Origin of the sequence: Lentibacillus sp. (genome assembly GCF_035301925.1) — a bacterium.
Taxonomy (GTDB): domain Bacteria; phylum Bacillota; class Bacilli; order Bacillales; family Amphibacillaceae; genus Lentibacillus.
The window spans coordinates 1-18967 of sequence record NZ_DATGTI010000149.1 but is presented as its reverse complement, the minus strand read 5'-3'; the positions used below and the strand labels follow the sequence as shown (position 1 = coordinate 18967).

Annotated in this window: 21 protein-coding genes and 1 pseudogene; 10 read left to right on the top strand and 12 right to left on the bottom strand. The window is 41.7% G+C overall.

Annotation, left to right across the window (positions count from 1 at the left end):
- The first annotated feature begins 169 nt into the window (after positions 1–169).
- The 3 genes from VK080_RS12170 (at position 170) to VK080_RS12160 (ending at position 1866) form a co-directional block, all read left to right on the top strand.
- The gene (locus VK080_RS12170; protein WP_324225034.1) at positions 170–595 is read left to right on the top strand and encodes an HIT family protein; all 426 of its coding nucleotides are present in this window, start codon (positions 170–172) and stop codon (positions 593–595) included.
- Between the two features lie 141 nt (positions 596–736).
- On the top strand, positions 737–1258 hold the full coding sequence (locus tag VK080_RS12165; protein ID WP_324225033.1) for a tryptophan transporter: 522 nt from the start codon (positions 737–739) through the stop codon (positions 1256–1258).
- Positions 1259–1515: 257 nt separating this feature from the next.
- Positions 1516–1866 (top strand): YtxH domain-containing protein, encoded by a 351-nt coding sequence (locus tag VK080_RS12160; protein WP_324225032.1) that lies wholly within the window; start codon positions 1516–1518, stop codon positions 1864–1866.
- A 305-nt stretch (positions 1867–2171) separates the two neighbouring features.
- On the opposite strand, the gene VK080_RS12155 is transcribed toward VK080_RS12160, so the two are convergent.
- From VK080_RS12155 to VK080_RS12145, 3 genes are all read right to left on the bottom strand, one after another.
- On the bottom strand, positions 2172–3137 hold the full coding sequence (locus tag VK080_RS12155; protein WP_324225031.1) for a glycine betaine ABC transporter substrate-binding protein: 966 nt from the start codon (positions 3135–3137) through the stop codon (positions 2172–2174).
- An 81-nt stretch (positions 3138–3218) separates the two neighbouring features.
- A complete protein-coding gene (locus tag VK080_RS12150) occupies positions 3219–4058 on the bottom strand; it encodes a proline/glycine betaine ABC transporter permease (RefSeq protein ID WP_324225030.1) in 840 nt (279 codons plus the stop codon).
- Positions 4051–5265, bottom strand: a complete 1215-nt coding sequence (locus VK080_RS12145; protein ID WP_324225029.1) for a glycine betaine/L-proline ABC transporter ATP-binding protein — start codon at positions 5263–5265, stop codon at positions 4051–4053. The genes VK080_RS12150 and VK080_RS12145 overlap by 8 nt, the downstream gene beginning before the upstream one ends.
- A gap of 467 nt (positions 5266–5732) precedes the next feature.
- Between VK080_RS12145 and VK080_RS12140 the strand changes: the two genes are divergently transcribed.
- A complete protein-coding gene (locus tag VK080_RS12140) occupies positions 5733–6215 on the top strand; it encodes a GbsR/MarR family transcriptional regulator (protein WP_324225028.1) in 483 nt (160 codons plus the stop codon).
- Between the two features lie 86 nt (positions 6216–6301).
- Here VK080_RS12140 and VK080_RS12135 read toward each other — a convergent pair whose 3' ends face one another.
- Positions 6302–6601 (bottom strand): DUF1878 family protein, encoded by a 300-nt coding sequence (locus tag VK080_RS12135; protein WP_324225027.1) that lies wholly within the window; start codon positions 6599–6601, stop codon positions 6302–6304.
- 252 nt (positions 6602–6853) lie between these two features.
- Here VK080_RS12135 and VK080_RS12130 point away from each other — a divergent pair, with 252 nt between their 5' ends.
- From VK080_RS12130 to VK080_RS12120, 3 genes are all read left to right on the top strand, one after another.
- Entirely contained in the window at positions 6854–7411 is a 558-nt protein-coding gene (locus VK080_RS12130) for a DUF3267 domain-containing protein (protein WP_324225026.1), read from the top strand.
- Positions 7412–7519: 108 nt separating this feature from the next.
- On the top strand, positions 7520–7705 hold the full coding sequence (locus VK080_RS12125; protein ID WP_324225025.1) for a hypothetical protein: 186 nt from the start codon (positions 7520–7522) through the stop codon (positions 7703–7705).
- 90 nt (positions 7706–7795) lie between these two features.
- Positions 7796–8776 (top strand): peptidylprolyl isomerase, encoded by a 981-nt coding sequence (locus VK080_RS12120; protein WP_324225024.1) that lies wholly within the window; start codon positions 7796–7798, stop codon positions 8774–8776.
- Between the two features lie 78 nt (positions 8777–8854).
- On the opposite strand, the gene VK080_RS12115 is transcribed toward VK080_RS12120, so the two are convergent.
- From VK080_RS12115 to VK080_RS12105, 3 genes are all read right to left on the bottom strand, one after another.
- The gene (locus tag VK080_RS12115) at positions 8855–9049 is read right to left on the bottom strand and encodes a sporulation YhaL family protein (RefSeq protein ID WP_324225023.1); all 195 of its coding nucleotides are present in this window, start codon (positions 9047–9049) and stop codon (positions 8855–8857) included.
- Between the two features lie 260 nt (positions 9050–9309).
- Complete coding sequence (yhaM, locus tag VK080_RS12110; protein WP_324225022.1) at positions 9310–10257, bottom strand: 3'-5' exoribonuclease YhaM; 948 nt, start codon at positions 10255–10257, stop codon at positions 9310–9312.
- A gap of 51 nt (positions 10258–10308) precedes the next feature.
- A complete protein-coding gene (locus VK080_RS12105) occupies positions 10309–10884 on the bottom strand; it encodes a GbsR/MarR family transcriptional regulator (RefSeq protein WP_324225021.1) in 576 nt (191 codons plus the stop codon).
- 775 nt (positions 10885–11659) lie between these two features.
- Here VK080_RS12105 and VK080_RS12100 point away from each other — a divergent pair.
- Positions 11660–11845, top strand: a complete 186-nt coding sequence (locus VK080_RS12100; protein WP_324225020.1) for a YhzD family protein — start codon at positions 11660–11662, stop codon at positions 11843–11845.
- 113 nt (positions 11846–11958) lie between these two features.
- On the opposite strand, the gene VK080_RS12095 is transcribed toward VK080_RS12100, so the two are convergent.
- Both VK080_RS12095 and VK080_RS12090 read right to left on the bottom strand, forming a co-directional pair.
- The gene (locus VK080_RS12095; RefSeq protein WP_324225019.1) at positions 11959–12729 is read right to left on the bottom strand and encodes an enoyl-CoA hydratase; all 771 of its coding nucleotides are present in this window, start codon (positions 12727–12729) and stop codon (positions 11959–11961) included.
- Between the two features lie 133 nt (positions 12730–12862).
- Positions 12863–13225 (bottom strand): YlbF family regulator, encoded by a 363-nt coding sequence (locus VK080_RS12090; RefSeq protein WP_324225018.1) that lies wholly within the window; start codon positions 13223–13225, stop codon positions 12863–12865.
- A gap of 154 nt (positions 13226–13379) precedes the next feature.
- Here VK080_RS12090 and VK080_RS12085 point away from each other — a divergent pair, with 154 nt between their 5' ends.
- Together VK080_RS12085 and VK080_RS12080 are read left to right on the top strand one after the other, a co-directional pair.
- Complete coding sequence (locus VK080_RS12085; RefSeq protein WP_324225046.1) at positions 13380–14255, top strand: PucR family transcriptional regulator; 876 nt, start codon at positions 13380–13382, stop codon at positions 14253–14255.
- 170 nt (positions 14256–14425) lie between these two features.
- A complete protein-coding gene (locus VK080_RS12080) occupies positions 14426–15523 on the top strand; it encodes a sn-glycerol-3-phosphate ABC transporter ATP-binding protein UgpC (RefSeq protein ID WP_324225017.1) in 1098 nt (365 codons plus the stop codon).
- 129 nt (positions 15524–15652) lie between these two features.
- On the opposite strand, the gene VK080_RS12075 is transcribed toward VK080_RS12080, so the two are convergent.
- From VK080_RS12075 to VK080_RS12065, 3 genes and pseudogenes are all read right to left on the bottom strand, one after another.
- A complete protein-coding gene (locus tag VK080_RS12075) occupies positions 15653–15862 on the bottom strand; it encodes an alpha/beta-type small acid-soluble spore protein (RefSeq protein WP_324225016.1) in 210 nt (69 codons plus the stop codon).
- A 211-nt stretch (positions 15863–16073) separates the two neighbouring features.
- On the bottom strand, positions 16074–17459 hold the full coding sequence (fumC, locus tag VK080_RS12070; protein ID WP_324225015.1) for a class II fumarate hydratase: 1386 nt from the start codon (positions 17457–17459) through the stop codon (positions 16074–16076).
- Positions 17460–17792: 333 nt separating this feature from the next.
- A pseudogene (locus tag VK080_RS12065) lies at positions 17793–18967 on the bottom strand (FtsX-like permease family protein); the annotation flags it as partial.

Sequence of the window (18967 nt, the reverse complement as noted above, 5' to 3'; positions counted from 1 at the left end):
TGAGCCTGACCTGTTTGTTTTTTATTGACTTCAGAATAAAACGGGATATGAGATCAGAATAATCTGACCACATGTCCCATTTTTTATTTGAATGACGTGTTCACAAAGCTTTACTTTCTACCCTATTTCTTTATACAATAAATGAAAACACGTTAAGGAGTGATTTGGCATGGCTCATGAGGATTGTATTTTTTGCAGAATCATTGATGGTGAACTCCCGTCAGCGAAAGTATATGAGGATGAAGACGTTTATGCCTTCCTGGATATCAGCCAGGTAACAAAGGGGCACACTTTGGTCATCCCGAAAACCCACACGAAAAACATATATGAAACACCACCAGAGGTTGCAAGCAAGTTGTTTGAACGTATCCCTAAAATTGCAAATGCCATCAAAAAAGCTTATCAGCCGATTGGCATGAACTTATTGAATAACAATGAGAAGCCCGCGGATCAGTCAGTTTTTCATTTACATATTCATCTTCTCCCGCGTTACGGCAATGATGACGGTTTCTCATTGAACTGGCAGGTTCATGAAGATGACTATTCACAGGACGACCTGCAGCAAATTGCCAAAGACATAAACGAAGCATTGTAAAACACAAGCTGCAATAATTAGAAAATTAGTACTGTTTATTTTGATCCATTTCTGTTATAATGGCACTATGCTTTCGCAGCTGGCAACGAGTGCACAGTTGGAGAGCCAAAAATAGCTTAGCTGAGAAGAGGAGAGGTAAAAATGAATACAAGAGTTTTGGTATTTTTATCGTTGTTATTGGGGATTGGTGCTGTATTGCATTTTGTCATTCCACCTTTTATTTACGGAATGAAGCCAGACATGTTGCTTTCCATGATGTTTTTGGGGATTATGCTATTTCCAAGGACGAAATATGTTTTGGTATTATCCGTGGCGGCAGGTGTAATTTCCGCCTTAACAACGCAAACACCGGGTGGCCAGATTGCCAACGTGATCGACAAACCGATTACAGGATTATTGTTTTTCGGGCTGCTAATACTGGTTAAAAACCGCGTAAACGCTAAAATAAATGTACCTGTATTGACAGCTGTCGGTACCATGATAAGCGGTTCAATTTTCATAACTGTGGCCCTCTATATTGTTGGCTTGATGGAAGGGGCATTTCCGGTATTGTTCGGCACAATCGTCCTGCCCGCTGCAGTGTTGAATACATTATTTATGATTATTGTTTATCCAATCGTCCAAAACATCTTAAAACAGACACAACCGATGATGACCGCCTAAAAACATGATATATCAATCCTCTGGCGCAATGATTTGTCAGGGGATTTTTTAAAATGGCGTATGAATTAGCATTTGGGAATGTAACACACAGTCAAAACATGTAAAGTGAAAATTTATTCAGTGGATGCTTTACCCGAATCAAACCTTTACTGGCAGTTCACCCCACATCAAGTTAATTTATATCGGAATTTTGATAACGTGGCTTAACTGCCTGTAAAACAGGAAAAACAGAGTCTTTGAAAGGAGTGTTAATTGCTATGAGTAAGGGAAAATCGTTACTTCTGGGCATTTTGGTGGGAGGAACAGTCAGTGCTGCTGCTACATTATTAGCTACACCTGAATCAGGCAGAAATCTCCGAAGCCGTGCACAAAATATTGAATGGAAAGAACTGATTGAAAAATTTAAAGATGACGGCCTCAAGATAAAAGAACAGTTTACCGAAACCTCCAAAGAAGGCGCTGTCCTCATCAAGAAATTGACCCGGGAAATGAAAAGCTCTGTGGAAGATTGGAAACGAACTGTAGAACCGCATCAGGAAAGTATTCATACATATCTGGAAGAGATTGAATCAAACCTGCGAGACTTGGAAGATAAAGTAAAGGTATAAAGTGAAACTTCATTCAGTGGAACGCATTTCTCCACTGAATGTTAGTTGAACAGAACCGGACATTTATTTATAGGCAAATGCTCCTCCAATACAATTTTCAAGTTTTTCGATGATATGAAATTGGTAGCTTATTGCCTGCTAAGGCGAATTAAACTTTGATCAAATGTAACTTCCCTGAAATCTGCCATATCAGCTCGGAAATCAGGGGAAGTTTTTTGTTGTACCAATCGAAACCATATTTTTGTTTGCATTAATAAAGCTGCCTCATCTGTAGGAGGCAGCTTTATTTTCATATATCTGATGTTTTACTCACCAAGGCCTTCTGTCCATTTTTCCAGAAGATCAGGATTATCTTCAAGGAATTGGCTAGCTGCATCAGCTGGTTCTGCACCATCATTGATTGCTACAAGCAGCTCGTTCTCCAGTTCCGTATCATAATCTTCTGTAATACGCTGCACGACTTCATATGCTGCAGGTGAGTCTTCTTTAAAGCTTGTGTGTGCTACAGCTTCAATACGGTCACCGTCACCACCGTATACTTCTTCAGGATCTTCAAGCATTTTCAGATCCATTTCAGCAAACTTCCAATGTGGTTTCCAGCCTGGAACAATAATGGGTTCTTCATTTTCAATGGCTGTCTGCAGTGCTGACAGCATGGCACCTTCAGAGCTTGATGACAGTTCCCAATTTTCCAAACCGTATGTTTCAATTGCTTCTTCAGTACTCTGCATAACGCCGGCACCAGGGTCAATACCGGTAATTGTCCAGTCTACTGCTTCACCCAGTTCTTCATTACCTTTCAAGTCTTCAATAGCGTTAACATCCATATATGATGGAACAGTCATGCCAAGTGGTGCCTGTGCTACGAATTCACCAATAGCTTCCACATCGTCCTGGTACTGCTCCCAATAAGATTGGTGTGTTGCCGGCAGCCATGAAGCTGTCATAAATGATGCATCATCATTGGCAACACTTGACCACATCGCACCTGCTTCAACCTGTGACGTTTCCACAGTATACCCTACTTCTTCAAGAACTTGCTTAACCAAAGGTGTACGAGCAATAGCGCCTGCCCAAGCAACGTAAGGGATAGTCAGTTCTGATTCACCAAGTTCTACACTGCTGCCGCTGTCGCCACCGTCACTGCTGCCGCTGTCGCCATCGGAGCCGCTGTCACTTCCTTCTTCGCTGCCTCCGCCGCCACACGCTGCCAATGCAATAACAAGCACAAGCGCTGCAGCTAAGCCTAATAATCTGAATTTCTTAAACATAAGAAATTGACCTCCTTAAAATAATAATTTATATATGTTCGGATTTCCGCACCATAAATGATGCAGAAATCCGTAACATGTTTAATTTTTATTTGCCCCCTGCGTAATACGGTCAAGCAGCATTGCAAGGATTACAAGGGATAAGCCACCTTCAAAACCCGGACCGATTGCAACTTGTGTTACAGCCCTGTAAACGACTGTTCCAAGACCAGGTGCCCCAACCATTGAGGCAATAACAACCATCGATAATGACAGCATGATTGTCTGGTTAATACCTGCCATGATTGTCGGCATAGCAAGTGGTATCTGTACTTTACCCAGTCTTTGGCCAGTTGATGAACCGAATGCATTGGATGCTTCAATCAGTTCCTGGTCCACCTGCCGGATACCAAGGTTTGTCAGCCTTACTGTAGGCGGCATGGAGAAGATGATCGTAGCTACGACACCTGGCACCATACCCAGGCTGAAGAAGACAACCGCCGGAATCAGATAAACAAAGGCGGGCATCGTCTGCATAAAGTCAAGAATCGGTGTTATAATCGCCTGCACCGCACCTTTTTGTGACATCCAGATACCAATTGGAATGCCAACAACCATCGAAATCACAACAGAAACAAGTACCAACGCAATTGTTTCAATGGTTTCCGGCCAATAGCCAAGGTTGTTGATGAGCCCGAGACCAATAAGGGCAAAAAGACCGAGTTTCCAGTTAACTACCCACCATGCTAAGAGTGCAATTAAAACAATCAATAACAATGGCGGAACAAATTCCAATAACAGCACAAAATTCTCGGTAATAAACTCAAGAACTGCTGTAATGGTATCAAAAACAACCGATAACGAATTTGTCAGAAAATCAACGAACGATTCTACCCATTGTGCTAATGGAAGTTTGGGGAAAAGTGTTCCTGCTCTATCCATTTGCTTCTTCACCCCCATTTCCATTCATCACTTCATCGTTACCGGCAAGCGCACCGATAATAGCTCCTCTGACGACAATTCCAACCAGCTTGCCCGAATCATCGACAACAGAAAGTGGTGCCTTATCTTCAGTCATTGGTTCAAACAGATCATTCAGCAGCGTATCCGGATGCACTCTCGGAATATCTGTTCTAAGGATATCCTCCAGACCTTTGTTTTCCTTGGCTGCGGCTGCTGCCTGATCAGCTGTAACATAGCCCAGCAATTTCTGTTTTTTATCAACGACATAAATCGTAGAAACACCATCTTCTTTCATTAACCTGAGAGCAACATTCGGGCCCCTGTCAGAAGTTACTGTTTCTGCACGTTTCATGACATGACCGGCTGTCAGCACTTTGGCAAGGTCGACATCCTCAACGAAACGTTCAACGTAATCGTTAGCAGGATCCATCAAAATCTCTTCAGCCGTTCCTATCTGTACAATAGACCCATCCTTCATCAATGCGATTCTGTCACCGAGTCGGAGCGCTTCATTAAGGTCGTGTGTGATAAAAATGATTGTTTTATTTACCCGTTGCTGCAAATCCATAAGTTCATCCTGCATATCTTTACGGATCAGTGGGTCCAAGGCACTGAACGCCTCGTCCATCAGCAGGATCTCCGGATCGTTGGCAAGTGCCCGTGCCAATCCGACACGCTGCTGCATACCGCCGGAAAGTTCGCTCGGACGTTTTTCCAAATAGCCGCCCAAGCCAACCAATTCAAGCGCTTCACGGGCTTTCTTTTCCCGTTCTGCTTTATCAATTCCTTGAATCTCCAGACCGTACTCAGCATTCTGAAGTATTGACTTATGCGGCAGCAATGCAAAGTTCTGGAAAACCATACTCATTTTTTTCCTGCGAACGTCCCGCAGCTGTTCTTTATTCATTTTTGTTATGTTATCATCACCAAGCCAAACATCACCCGAGGTTGGCTCGATTAAACGATTCAGCATGCGAACAAGTGTGGATTTACCACTGCCGGACAAACCCATGATCACAAAAACTTCGCCATCCTGTACATCGAATGTAGCCTGATTAACACCCACTGTCATCCCGGTTAACTCCAGAATTTCATCCTTCGTTTTGTTTTCTTCCAAGTATTTGACAGCTTGTTTCGGTCGTTTACCGAAAATTTTCGTTAATCGATCTACCTTAATTTTACTCATTTTTTCACCTCACTTAACATCAAAACTTTAATTCCATTACGCTTTTTTATACGGCAATTATTTTTCATATTTTACCGAAACGAAAGATTGATAGAGCTGGCCCATAACCGCGGGCTCACTACCACGTCCATTTTTCCCCCTTTTCCGATAATCTCATTTGACGAGGATAATAGTCCTGCGACTTTTTCATCAGATTAAATTAATAAAATGATTCCACATAGTTTGGAATAAATTTAATCGACCTCGTTGCGTCCACTCTTAATACTGTATTACTACTACTATTAAATTTCAAATATTAAATACCAGTAATTTTGTATATATTTTTTGTACAGTTTAAACTGTATAAAGTTGTGCTACTTTATTCTTCTTTTTTCTTTTTTTTGCTCCGATTTACTTATCACTTCCAGATTTTAATTCTGTTTTATTTTGGTGTAACCTTTATTTACGAGCTCATTTAGGAGGTTTTTATGTACAACTCAACATTAGAAAATGCTGCATACGACATTATCTCAGTATTTGCCAAAACCATTGAAATGTTCGATTTAAGTCCATTAGAAGCACGATTATTCGTTTTTTTATATTTGCAGGAACAGCCGAAAACGCTGGATGAGATGAGTGAAGCGTTGGGAAAAAGCAAAACATCCATAAGCACAAGTATACGGAGTCTGTCCGATGCCAATTTTGTCACGCTCGTATGGCGAAAAGGTGTGCGGAAAGATTTATATGAAGCTAAATATCCATTATTCAAAACATTTATGAACAATTATGTAAACAAATGGATTGATGCATCCCATCATCAAAAAGATGCACTTGAGAAAATACAAAAGGAACTTGAGTGTCTTGATGCAGAGCAGCCCCTGGAAATAATGGATAGTCTGGATGAAATCATTGAATTCCATGAACAAATTGCATCCTCTTTTCACCGGCTGCAGCATAACCAGAACGCATAACCCGACAATTTCTGTATGAGTTGGTTCAACTGGTGACCTTTTTTATCCCGGTTTCACTTTTCCAGAATCTTGATGAACTCCTCCATTTAAGAAGGATAATATCCTTCTTTTTTTAATGCATAAACCGTTGCAGTCGGAACCAATTTTTCGTTCAGCATACCGGCAAACTTCACGAGAAGAGAGGAAAAATCCAAAAAACCTTCCTTTTTTTGCGACATATACTGATCATGCAGACTTTCCAGCAGGTGGAAAAGGTTTATGTATTCAGCCTTGGTAATATTGTTTTCGATTACCATTTTAGTAAACGGATAGCGATCCATATCGATTGTTTTCGATAACAGTTGAAGGTAAAAATTGATTGTTTCATTTTGCTCTGTATGCCGCAACAACAGCCCCCCCCGGAAGAATATATTCAAATTTCTCAATCCCTTGATTCGACTGAATAGCACATGCGTTTCTTTTTCAACGAACAAAAACCGATTCATCTCCCACTTATTCCTGGTCTATGGCCTTCACAAAATTAAAGTTGTGTCTTCTCACTTAAAACGTAAAACCTATTGATTTTTAAATCAGAACGTACTATGATGCTTAAGGGCAATTTGCACGAACCATACACCGCTCTGCAGGAGGGATCAGTAATGAATTGCTGGAAAATCATCAATTTCAATAAAGAATATGGGATAATGAGGTTGTTCCTGCAGTCATTTTTGACCGGCCTGTTAACATTCATTGTTTTATATGTCCCGTTTTCCATCAAACATGGAGCGACTGACATGGATGAATCAGGGCTCGTCCCATTCATAATCATGGTATGCTGTCTGCCGATTATGCACACATTTATGCATATTTTACCATTGATTATTATGAATAAACGAGCAAGATTGATATATCAACGACATACAATTTTCTTTCCGATTATTAATTATTATACAAAAAAACAATTGACAAAAAAAGTTTCATTACTTGCCGCAAGCGCACCAACTCTGTTTATTACAATACCCAGCGTGGCAGCAGCCTATCTATACAGTGAATACTATGTATATTTCCTGATATTGACGTCAGCTCATGCAGCGATGACGTTTACCGACTTTTTGTATATCTATTATATTGCAAAAGCACCGAAGCGATCGATTATCGAAAACCGAAACAATGAAATGACGATTCTCATACAAAATGGAAAGAAATCGGCTGGATAGCCGGTTTCTTTGTTTTGGGAAATATAAATTTACACTGTTCATGCTGAGCATCTTTTGATAAAGTAGTAAATATGGGAATTGGCGCATGTTTTTAAGGGGGTTTTTTAAATGACGTTAATTTTTCCAATTTATGCCATTTTTGTACTGTTCATCTTTAACTCACTTACACATCAATTTTGCACAAAGATGGAAATGAAAGAAAGAAAGCAATCTTCTATGTTTCGTGTCATTAATATCATGATCCTTGTTCTGCTTGTATCCTCTTATGTGAAAGTATTAAATGCAACGGTATAAGCATGATGACCCATTTTTTTTGGATAAATATATGATATATTTATAAAATAGCTAATGAAAAATCAACAATTAAACTAGGAGTGTGCACAAATGAAAAAAATAACAATTGCTGCAGCCTTAACAGCCAGCATTTTTACATTATCCGCGTGTAATTCCGGTGGTGACTCAGAAGTCGTTGCTGAAACAAGCGCCGGTGATGTGACAAAAGAAGAATTTTACCAGGAGATGAAAAAACAATCCGGTCAGCAAGTTATGCATCAACTCGTGACACAAAAAGTACTGAACGATAAATATGACGTTTCCGACGAACAGGTTGATAAGGAAGTTCAAAAAACAAAAGATCAATTTGGGGATCAATTTGAAATGTTCCTGCAGCAGCAAGGGATCCCTGACGAACAAGCATACCGTGATACAATCCGCCTCAGCCTTCTTCAGCTGGAAGCAGCAGCCGAGGATATGGACATAACAGAGGAAGACTTGAAGCAGCGCTATGACCGCATGCAGACCGAAATTGAGGCAAGCCACATTTTAGTGGAAGATGAAGAAACTGCAAAAGAGGTTAAAAACAAGCTGGATGATGGCGGAGACTTTGCTGAACTAGCAAAAGAATACTCCACTGACAGTGCTTCTGCTGAGAACGGCGGTGAACTGGACTACTTCTCTACCGGCGATATGGTCCCGCCTTTTGAAGACGCAGCATACAGCATGGAAATCGGCGAAGTGAGTGACCCGGTTGAATCACAACATGGTTTCCACATCATTAAAGTGACGGACAAGCGTGAAACCGAAGAAGATGTCGGTTCATTTGAGGAAAACAAAGAAACAATCCGCCGCAACATCATTAACCAACGTGTCGATGTTCAAACGCTCCAGCAGAAAATTAATGACATGATCCAAAATTCTGATGTCGACGTCAAAGCAGAAGGTCTTGAAGATATGTTCGAACAAAATAATTCAGAACAAGAGTCCGGTCAAAACGGCGGATCAGATTCCAGCGACAGTGAAAGTTCAGATGAAGACTCAGATTCCGGCAACAGTCAAGACTCAGACTCAGGCGAAGGCCAAGGTTAAATAAAAACTGCGGATTCATACAAAATATGAATCCGCAGTTTTTATTTATCTTTTCATCGGCAGGGTTGAATATACAACCTATTGCGGCAGCCGTTTTCGTTCCTGTTTTTCCCTGCGTTCCTTCTCAATCCGGTCAAGATAAATTTTACCTTCCTGTTCAATATATTGCTGTTCAAGTTTACGTTCTGCGCGCATTGCCCTAAAAGCCATATAACCGCTCACAAAAATGAAAAGTATCATCATGAATACCCACCAAGGCACGCCAAGAATCATTGCTATATCCCCCTTGTCCATGAATCTAGTTCATATATATGACTAAAAAGAGGGAAAAATGACCTTTCAACACAATCAGTTATCCTGCATGTAATGGACAGTCACCCGCCAAACAACGGCGGCTGACTGTCCATAAATGCCCGACTCGGTTCGGGCCTGCACGATGCAGATCACAAAGGCGTTGGAACACGACGTTGCGCTTTTAGCCTTTGTTCCTCTTCTTCAGCTGGGAAAAGCGTCCCGCTGAATGAAGTTTCACTTTATCCTTCTTCAAAAAGTGGTTTGTAAAATGCCCGGTTATCGAGTGCAAATAGGCGTTCCGTAAATTCTCCCGGTTTGACCTTATCCAATGCTCGGTTCAATGTGTTCATCCGGGCATCAATCAGATCAATCAAATGCAGTAATTCCGCTTCCCTGATTAGTGGTGCCTTGGGACTCCCCCATTCTGCTTTGCCGTGATGGGAAAGGATTAAATGCTGTAAAATCAATACTTCCTCACCGTCAATTTGCAGCTCTTTGGCGATATTTCCGATTTCTTCAACCATCATAGGAATATGCCCGAGCAATTTCCCTTCAAGTGTATATGAGGTTGTAACAACCCCTGAAAGTTCTTTCACCTTTCCGAGATCATGCAATATGACGCCTGCATACAATAAATCCTTATTCGTTTCGGGGTATAATTGATGCAGTTCCCGTGCCAATGCCAGCATACTGACGATATGATGCGCCAACCCCGAAACGTACTCATGATGATTTTGCGTTGCTGCCGGATAAGTCAGTAAAGCTTCCTGATACTTTTTGATCAATGCCCGGACAATCCGCTGCAGAGACGGATTTTTCATTTCGAAAATGGCTTCTGTCAATTTTTCCGTCAATACATTTTTATCAACGGGGGCTTTCTCAATAAAGTCGGAAACTTGTAAGCCGTCTGTTGGCTGGGATGGACGGATGGTAAAAATTTTTAACTGCGGTTTCCCTCTGAACTGGTTGACTTCGCCTGACAACTTAACAATCTGCTCAGGCACAAACACTTCCTCATCTTCTTTCGTGATATCCCAGAGTTTGGCTTCGATTTCACCGGTTGCATCACGCAATATTAATGTTAAAAACGGTTTGCCGTTACTGGCGACTCCCCGTGTTGCGGATTTAATTAAAATAAAGCTGTCAAATGGATCACCGATGCTGTAATGTCCAATCCCCTTTTTCAAATCATTCCTCCCCCTTCTGTCACGTAAAAAATTGACGGGAACTTGTTTCATTCATTCGTTTTCTTTATCTGTCTGTGACGTGTTCCGTGGTATATATTCAAATATCTTGCCGGATTCAACAACGTGAATGAATTCCATCAGCCAGCGATAATAATCCTGAGCATATTTGAGTCTGTCAATATCCCGGTCAATCTTATCTTTCAGCTGCTGATCTGTGGTTTTTTGTGCTATTTTCCGCAAATCACGTATCGTTTCCTCGGCCTCTTCAATATTCGTTTCGGTATGATGTTTCCAGCGATTCGCAAACAATGACGTGAACGATTTATACCAATCTTCTTCCGACTGATATAAATCTTTTCGGATACCCCTCTTAAAAGTCGATTCCACCATTTTCATATCCGATAGCGCACGAACACCTGTCGACATACTGGTTTTGCTCATTTCCAGGGCATCACGCATATCATCAAGCGTCATCGGGTCATCTGAAAAATAAAGGACACCATATAAACGGCCTACGGATGACGTAATACCATACAGACTCATATTCTTAGCAATTACCTGGATAAATTTTTCAATCGATTCTTCGTATTTTTCGTGTTCTGTTGATGTGTTTTTGTCCTTATGCAACGGAATCCCTCCATATGCTTTTATAAGAGGATAATATCAACAAGTTATCTGAAAATAGTTTACCATTAATTTTTATGGAATGCGAACAGAATTTGCTGAATCAATTAAAGTGACATTTGCTGTGGCTTCTCTTATCTTCTGTTTGGAAAGTGAACAGAATAATCTGTTGATTGACAGCAACGTCACGCAATATTTGGATCATCCGCTTTGTGCGTCTGGCGTCAAAGTGGACGAATGCATCATCAACGATAAAACGGCAGTCGGTGTTTTTCACTCATTACTTCACTGATGCCAAGTCTCGATACATATAACTGGTCAATCGTCCCCTATGATAATTCATCCACATGATAAAGGACACCACCACGTGCTTGTACCCTGAATGGCAGATTGCTTCAGGCGGATAGATGCACGTGTATTCTTCCCCGTCAGCACGGCGAAAATACCGTGATGTTCTTTTGATCAGATCGCCGAGGTATTTACCAATCAATTTTTTAACGAGTTTGTCAAGCGCCTCAAATGCGGATCCTTCACATTCTGAAAAATTGGCTCCGGGAGTGTGAAGGGTTTTTAAATGGACGATCCATATGCAAATCCGCCGCGTGAATGAAAGATATTTCTGACGGTCATCCTCCTCCCTGCCACTATTGTAGCAAATCCTTAAAACGAATGCAGGTTCGATAATATGAAAAAATATTTTTATCAAAGCCTTCTCCAGCTGTCTCATTTATGATACGTTTAAATTAAAAAGATAGAATTTTCTTGAGGAGGAACGCACATGAAAACTTATTTTTTAACAGTTTTTGATAAATCTGGAGAAAGGTTGCTTAATGAGACGTTTGAGGCATCCAATAACGATGAAGCGAAAAAAATTGGCCAAAAACGTCTTGACGAGGAAGGGTACAGTGAATATACCCATCGCTGTGTTTCACCGGAAGCTAAATTGGTCCTGTTTCATCGTTAAACGAGTCCTTCACAAATACAATCGAATTCCACACAGTAAAAGGTGGCATAACCCATAAAAATTTATGCCACCTTTTTACGGTCATAACAGGACGATGGTGCTGGTCAGGCAATTCACTTCCCTGTAAACACAGGCTCACGCTTTTCCAGAAATGCCTGCACACCTTCCTGATGGTCTTTTGTCTGACGCATATCCCATTGTGCGGCCCGTTCCGCTTCCAAATAAGACTTGAGTGTTTCGAGGTTGTTCTGATGATAAATCATTTTTGTTTTCAACATGGCTGACGTAGGTGCCGCCAATATTTGGTCAGCCATCAGGAAAGCTTGCTCCAAAACATCCTTTTCTGCCAATACATCGACAAGCCCCATTGCTTGCGCTTCAGAGCCCTGAACTTGCTCTCTTCCCCATATAAATTGTTTCGCACGCTGGGTCCCTACGCGTTCACGCAGCCAGAAATGTCCGCCGCCATCAGGAACCAGACCGATGCCGATAAACAGCATACCAAGTTTTGCTTCTTGTTGTGCCACAACGTAATCTGCTGTCAGTGCAAGACTCAGCCCCAAGCCGGCAGCAGATCCATGAACGGCTGAAATGACCATTTTGGGCATCATATACAATTTCAGCGCAATATCTCCAATTGTCTGCATGACTTCTTCGTAAAACGATTTATCGGCAAGATCAGCCATCATCCCGATATCACCGCCTGCGGAAAACGCCTTCCCTTTTCCGCTCAGCACAACAATCCGGTCTTCATTCTGTTCAACCTCAGACAGAACATCCAGTAATTCCGTCAGCATTTCCTTATTCATGGCATTATATCGTTCAGGACGATTCATATAAACATACGACACGCCATTTTTACTTTCATATAATACAGTACTCACCTTATCGACCTCTTTTGACAAAATGTATTACTATGTTTATTCGTGAATGCCATGTTAAAATCCTGCTTTTCTGAAAAAAGTCATCAAAAATAAATCCCGCAGCCAATTTCGTTGCGGGAATGTTTTTGTTCATTTATTCATTTGTCTCTTCTTCAGGGTTGCCGTATAACTCTTCAAGTGGTTTAGTGATGATACGGCTGACATCATTGATGACAACATTCAATCGCTGCTCTTCCTCCATTAATTTGGAGATATCCTCATGCTGTTGCACCAATTCGACAACTTTGCGTGCCTGTTCAACTTCCTCTTCGGAAATGTCCTGTCCCTGCATTTGTTTTTCCTGTAATGCCATTTGCGTATTCCGGAAATTATCAAACATTTGCTTGGCAGATTCATCAGCCATCACAGCATCATATGCATTTTTTAATCTTGTGAATTCTTCGCTGCTGCGAATTGCTTTTTCTAAATCATATGCACTATCATAAATATTAGGCACGATAGATCCTCCTTCAGTTTTGTCTAAACTAACTATAACAAACGTTAGAAGCACTGTATACCATTTCATAAAAGGCCGATAACTGCAAAATTCATTTTTACAGACCCTATACATTGCTATAATGAAAAAAAGAACTGGGAGAAGTGGTGTTTTGATGATCGAACATCTGCGCAAAATTTTTTCGTCATTAATTTTATATCAAAATGCAGCAGACGATGAAAAAGAAAAATTCGAATGGTTTCTGACTCATGACAATCAGTTAATTGGTATCGCTAAACAGGAGCTGACACATAAAGAGAGCCAATTATTGAGCAGTTTCCTGACACCCCATCCGGTTTCGGTTCCGAAGATGACACCCGAAGAAGAAATGTGGCATTCATATATCCACCATGGTGACAACACGCCACATTCCACGTCAATGACCTATCGTTTCATTTATTTTTCCTTTCAGCGAGAGCAATTGGATCCTTCCTCGTTTAAAGAAGCCATGAATACGTTTTTCGCAAAGCGGGTTCCGATATTATGGGAAAATGATCACGAAGGCGTCATCATTGAAGAAAATCAGGATGAACCCATTTCATATGAGACGATTATTGACGTTTTCATGAGTGATCTTTCCGTAAGCATTCATTTTTTCGTCGGACCCTTTATGCATTCACTGAAAGAGGCAAAAAAAGGTTATCAGATGCTGCTGACAGGAGCTCACGCTTCTCGAAAGCGATCTGAAAAGGCTGTTGTGACATATACCGAAGCGATTCCATACATACTTATCGATCAGTCCAAAGACAGTATTTGGACGGACCTTGCCGCTACTGTACTGGCCGATGCCGCAGCTGATACGGATCTTCTTAAGACGATTGAAACGTTTATTGCCTGTAATTTGAATGTATCCGTCACAGCTAAAGAATTATACTTACATCGAAACAGCCTGCAATATCGCCTTGACAAATTTAGAGACAAAACAGGTATCGATATACGCGAGTTCCAACAGGCAGTCGCTGTTTACATCGCTTTACTGGCACTAAAGTGAAACGTCATTCAGTGGGACGCTTTCCCCCCCAGTTACGGCTGGCGATGCATTGCGGAAAATGACAATCTGCACAACCGAGCGTCTTTTCTTTAGTCATTTTTACTATTTACTGAACCTTCGCAAATTAGTTAAAATAATTTTAACCGCTTACATACTGAGGAGGAGAAAAAATGGCTGAATTACGGATGGAAAATATCCAAAAAACCTATGACAAAAACGTTCGTGCTGTCGATGACTTCAATTTAGACATCAAGGATAAGGAATTTATTGTATTCGTCGGACCGTCCGGCTGCGGCAAATCGACAACATTGAGAATGATTGCGGGTCTCGAGGAAATTACCGACGGGGAATTGTACATTGATGATAAACGAATGAATGATGTCGCTCCAAAAGATCGCGACATTGCAATGGTCTTCCAGAATTATGCCCTTTACCCGCATATGAACGTGTACGACAACATGGCATTTGGGTTAAAGCTGCGCAAATTTAAAAAAGACGAGATTGAACAGCGTGTGCAAAATGCCGCTAAAATATTAGGGCTGGAAAGTTATTTGGACCGTAAACCAAAAGCATTGTCCGGCGGGCAGCGGCAGCGTGTTGCCTTAGGTCGGGCAATCGTCCGCGATGCGAAAGTGTTTCTGATGGACGAGCCGCTGTCCAATCTTGATGCCAAACTGCGTGTCCAAATGCGTGCCGAAATCCAGAAGCTGCATCAGCGCCTGCAAACAACGACAATTTATGTCACGCATGACCAGACAGAAGCGATGACAATGGCAACGCGTTTGGTCGTTATGAAAGATGGTGTCATCCAACAGGTCGGTGCACCAAAAGAAGTTTATGACCAGCCGGAGAATGTTTTTGTCGGCGGGTTTATTGGTTCGCCTTCAATGAATTTTATAACTGGCACACTGAAAGATGGCCATTTTGAAAATGAAGAAGCCAACATAAAAATTCCTGAAGGCAAAATGAAAATACTGCGCGAACAAGGATACATCGACAAAAAAATTGTTTTGGGAATACGTCCGGAAGATATTCATGATGAGCCGGCTTTCATTGAGGCTTCACCCGATACAAGAATCACTGCAACCATCGATGTTGCTGAGCTGATGGGTGCTGAGTCATATCTTTACTCGAAATTGAATGAACAGGACTTTATTGCCCGGGTTGACTCCCGTTCCGATATTACCGGCGGCGAGCAAGTTGACCTTGCCTTTGATATGAACAAAGCACTTTTCTTTGATGCAGAAACAGAACAGCGGATACATTAACAGATTTTATGTATACTTTTCCGTTGGTTGAAAAAAATACCAATATACGACTATAACAATAGAGGGAAGCCTTTAACAGACTTCCCTCTGCACTTTATGAAGGGTGTTACCCCCTCGTGTAGCCATTCGTTATTGTTGTTGTCCGCTGAATTGAGATTGAGCTGATTGAACAAGACGCTTAGTGATTTCACCACCGACAGAACCGTTTGCACGGGAAGTTGTGTCAGCACCCAAGTTAACGCCAAACTCTGATGCAATTTCAGTTTTCATTTGGTTCAGAGCTTGTTCTGCGCCAGGAACAACCAATTGGTTTGAGTTTCTGCTGTTGTTGTTTGCCATGTTTATCACCTCCTGTAAGCATTATTGTTAACAGATCACTAAAACTTATCATGAAATATCGCTGGTAATTGTTGCTTAAAAACTTAAGTATTGTTATGACAAAACTGATTTATGCAAGGGGAAAGCGAAGTAGCTGGACCATCACAACAACCTTTTGGCAGCTGTAACATATTAAAAAAGCCCACTATCAAGATAGTGAGCTTTTTTAACATTATTTCGGATATGTCATGTCTTTTGGATTGACGTATTTTTCAAATTCTTCTTCAGTGAGCAAATTGAGTTCAACAGCCGCTTCTTTAAGGGTTGTATCGTCCGCAAACGCTTTTTTGGCGATTTTAGCCGCATTTTCATAACCGATATGCGGGTTGAGCGCCGTTACCAGCATTAACGAATCACGCAAATATTTGTCGATCTGTTCATAGTTTGGTTCGATTCCCTGCACACAGCGCTCGTCAAATGAAAGCATACTGTCTGCGAGCAGCTGGCACGACTGCAGGAAATTATATGCAATCACCGGTTTGAACACATTCAGTTCAAAATTGCCCTGACTTGCTGCAAATCCAATTGCCGCATCATTTCCCATTACTTGGGTTGCTACCATTGTAACAGCTTCTGGCTGTGTCGGATTCACCTTCCCAGGCATGATTGAGCTGCCTGGTTCGTTTGCCGGAATGGTGATCTCACCGATGCCTGAACGCGGTCCGCTTGCCAGCCAGCGCACATCATTGGCAATTTTCATCAAATCAGCAGCCAATCCTTTCAAGGCACCATGGACATGAACGGTATCATCATGGCTTGTCAATGCATGAAATTTATTCGGCGCGGATTTAAATATTTTCCCGGTTTCTTCACTGATGGCTGTCGTAACAACTTCCGAAAAATCGGGATGCGCATTCAGACCCGTCCCAACAGCTGTGCCGCCAATAGCCAGCTCTCTAACAGAGCTGAGGCTTTCCGAAATCATGGTTTCCGATTTTTCCAGCATGCGCTGCCAGCCACTAATTTCCTGTCCCAATGTCAATGGTGTCGCATCCTGGAGATGTGTGCGTCCAATTTTAACCACATCCTGAAATGTTTCCACTTTTTCTTGCATTGTATTTTTCAGTGTTTTTAAAGCAGGCAGAACATGATCCTCCAGTTTTAAAACAAATGCTATATGCATGGCTGTCGGGTATGTATCGTTAGAGCTTTGGGATTTATTGACATCATCATTCGGATGAAGGGTCACATCGCTTCCCTGCTCTTTCAGCCATTCCGTTCCGACATAAGCAATAACCTCATTGACATTCATATTGGACTGTGTACCGCTTCCGGTTTGCCAAACAACCAGCGGAAAATGGTCGTCGAGATTCCCATTCACAATCTGATCGGCAGCATAGCCAATTGCATCCGCTTTTTGCTTGTCCAATAAACCGAGATCACTGTTAGCCTTAGCAGCACTTTTTTTAAGAATCGCAAATGCCCGGACGACTTCAATTGGCATCTTTTCTCCGCCAATCGGGAAATTTTGCTTGCTTCGCTGTGTTTGAGCACCCCAATATTTATCGGCCGGCACTTTCATTTCGCCGAGTGTGTCTTTTTCAATCCGGTAGTCCATATCTGTTGCCTCCCTATGTAAAGATAAACTAACTGACTTTATTGTAACAAAAAAAAGGACAAGGGTCAGGTCCGGGTTTCTCTCTGCCAAAACGTAGTACAAAACAGCAAAAATGTCAGAGAGAAAGCTTCTCTCTGACCAAATACGGTGCAACATTTGCAAAAACGTCAGAGAGTGGGCTTCTCTCTGACCAAATACGGTACAACATTTGTAAAAACGTCAGAGAGAAAGCTTCTCTCTGACCAAATGCGGTACAACATTTGTAAAAACGTCGGAGAGAAGGTTTCTCACTGGGTCAGACTTCATGTCCCATTCAGACCTCATGTCCCATTTTTAAGGAAAAACAGCGCTTCTTATCTGCTTCGTATAAAAATAGCGTACAACCAGAAAATAGATAATCTGGATCAGAGCAAACGAACCAAGTACCATTGTCGACTCGCCTGCAAGGTTATAATCAAATAAATGCGACAGGGCGGTCAAAGCAACAGCGCCGTGAATCAACGCGACAACAATCGGTGCAAAAAACAGGAGTGCTGTCTGACGGTTGATCACTTTCTTCAGCTCTTTATCAGTTAAGCCCATTTTAGCAATCGCCTTGAATTTAATTTTGTCCTGATCAAGATCCGAATACAACCGGAAATACAGGAAACTTCCGGCGGATACAAAAAACACAACACCAATAAACAGTCCGATAAACAACACAGGACCATAGCCTTTATTGATGGTATAAATGGTATAATCAATTGCCTGGAATACACCTGGCTGGAACTTATTCTGCAATATTCGCCCGGCTTCGATGATTGACTCCTGGGAGCCTTGTGTCGCCTGCCAAGTTATATAAGTTTTTGACTCTACAGGTTTCGGGAGCGATTCGAATGTGTCATCATCAACAATATAATAGGCGTACATTTCCGGCAGCACAACCGTCGATATCAATCGATCAGGATGAATGCTCCCACCATCCTCCATTTCAATTGGAACGTCCATCAACCGTTCCTTTTTGGATGCACCGATCATAACTTTCGAACTATCTGCGACGACAATTGCTCCCTGATCACCTACATCCACTTTCTCCTCACCAAGAAGCCCGGCAAAACGATTATAGTCCGATTCTTTCGCAATCAGAACCTGGGGCCGTTCACTGTTGTCCACTTCAAAATAATTCAATTCAACTGAAGCCTTTTCAGTCTGAATATCATATTTATTCAATGTTTCATCAACCGTCTCGCTTTGTTTCTGCATCTGGGATTCATCCGCTTCAAAAGGTGAGTACGTAAACGTATATGGATTCATTTCTTTAACTTCTTTGGTCAAATAAGACTGAAACCCATACAATGACCCAATCGCACTAAACGCAACGGTCGAAATAATCGCCACCATGAAAAACGTCCGGGCGTTGTCCTTCATCCGAAATGACAAATCCGAGAAAAGCACCATATTAGTTTTCCGCCAAAAAATTCCCTTGCTGCCCTTCAACCGACGGATCACATAAACACTCAACTGGGTGA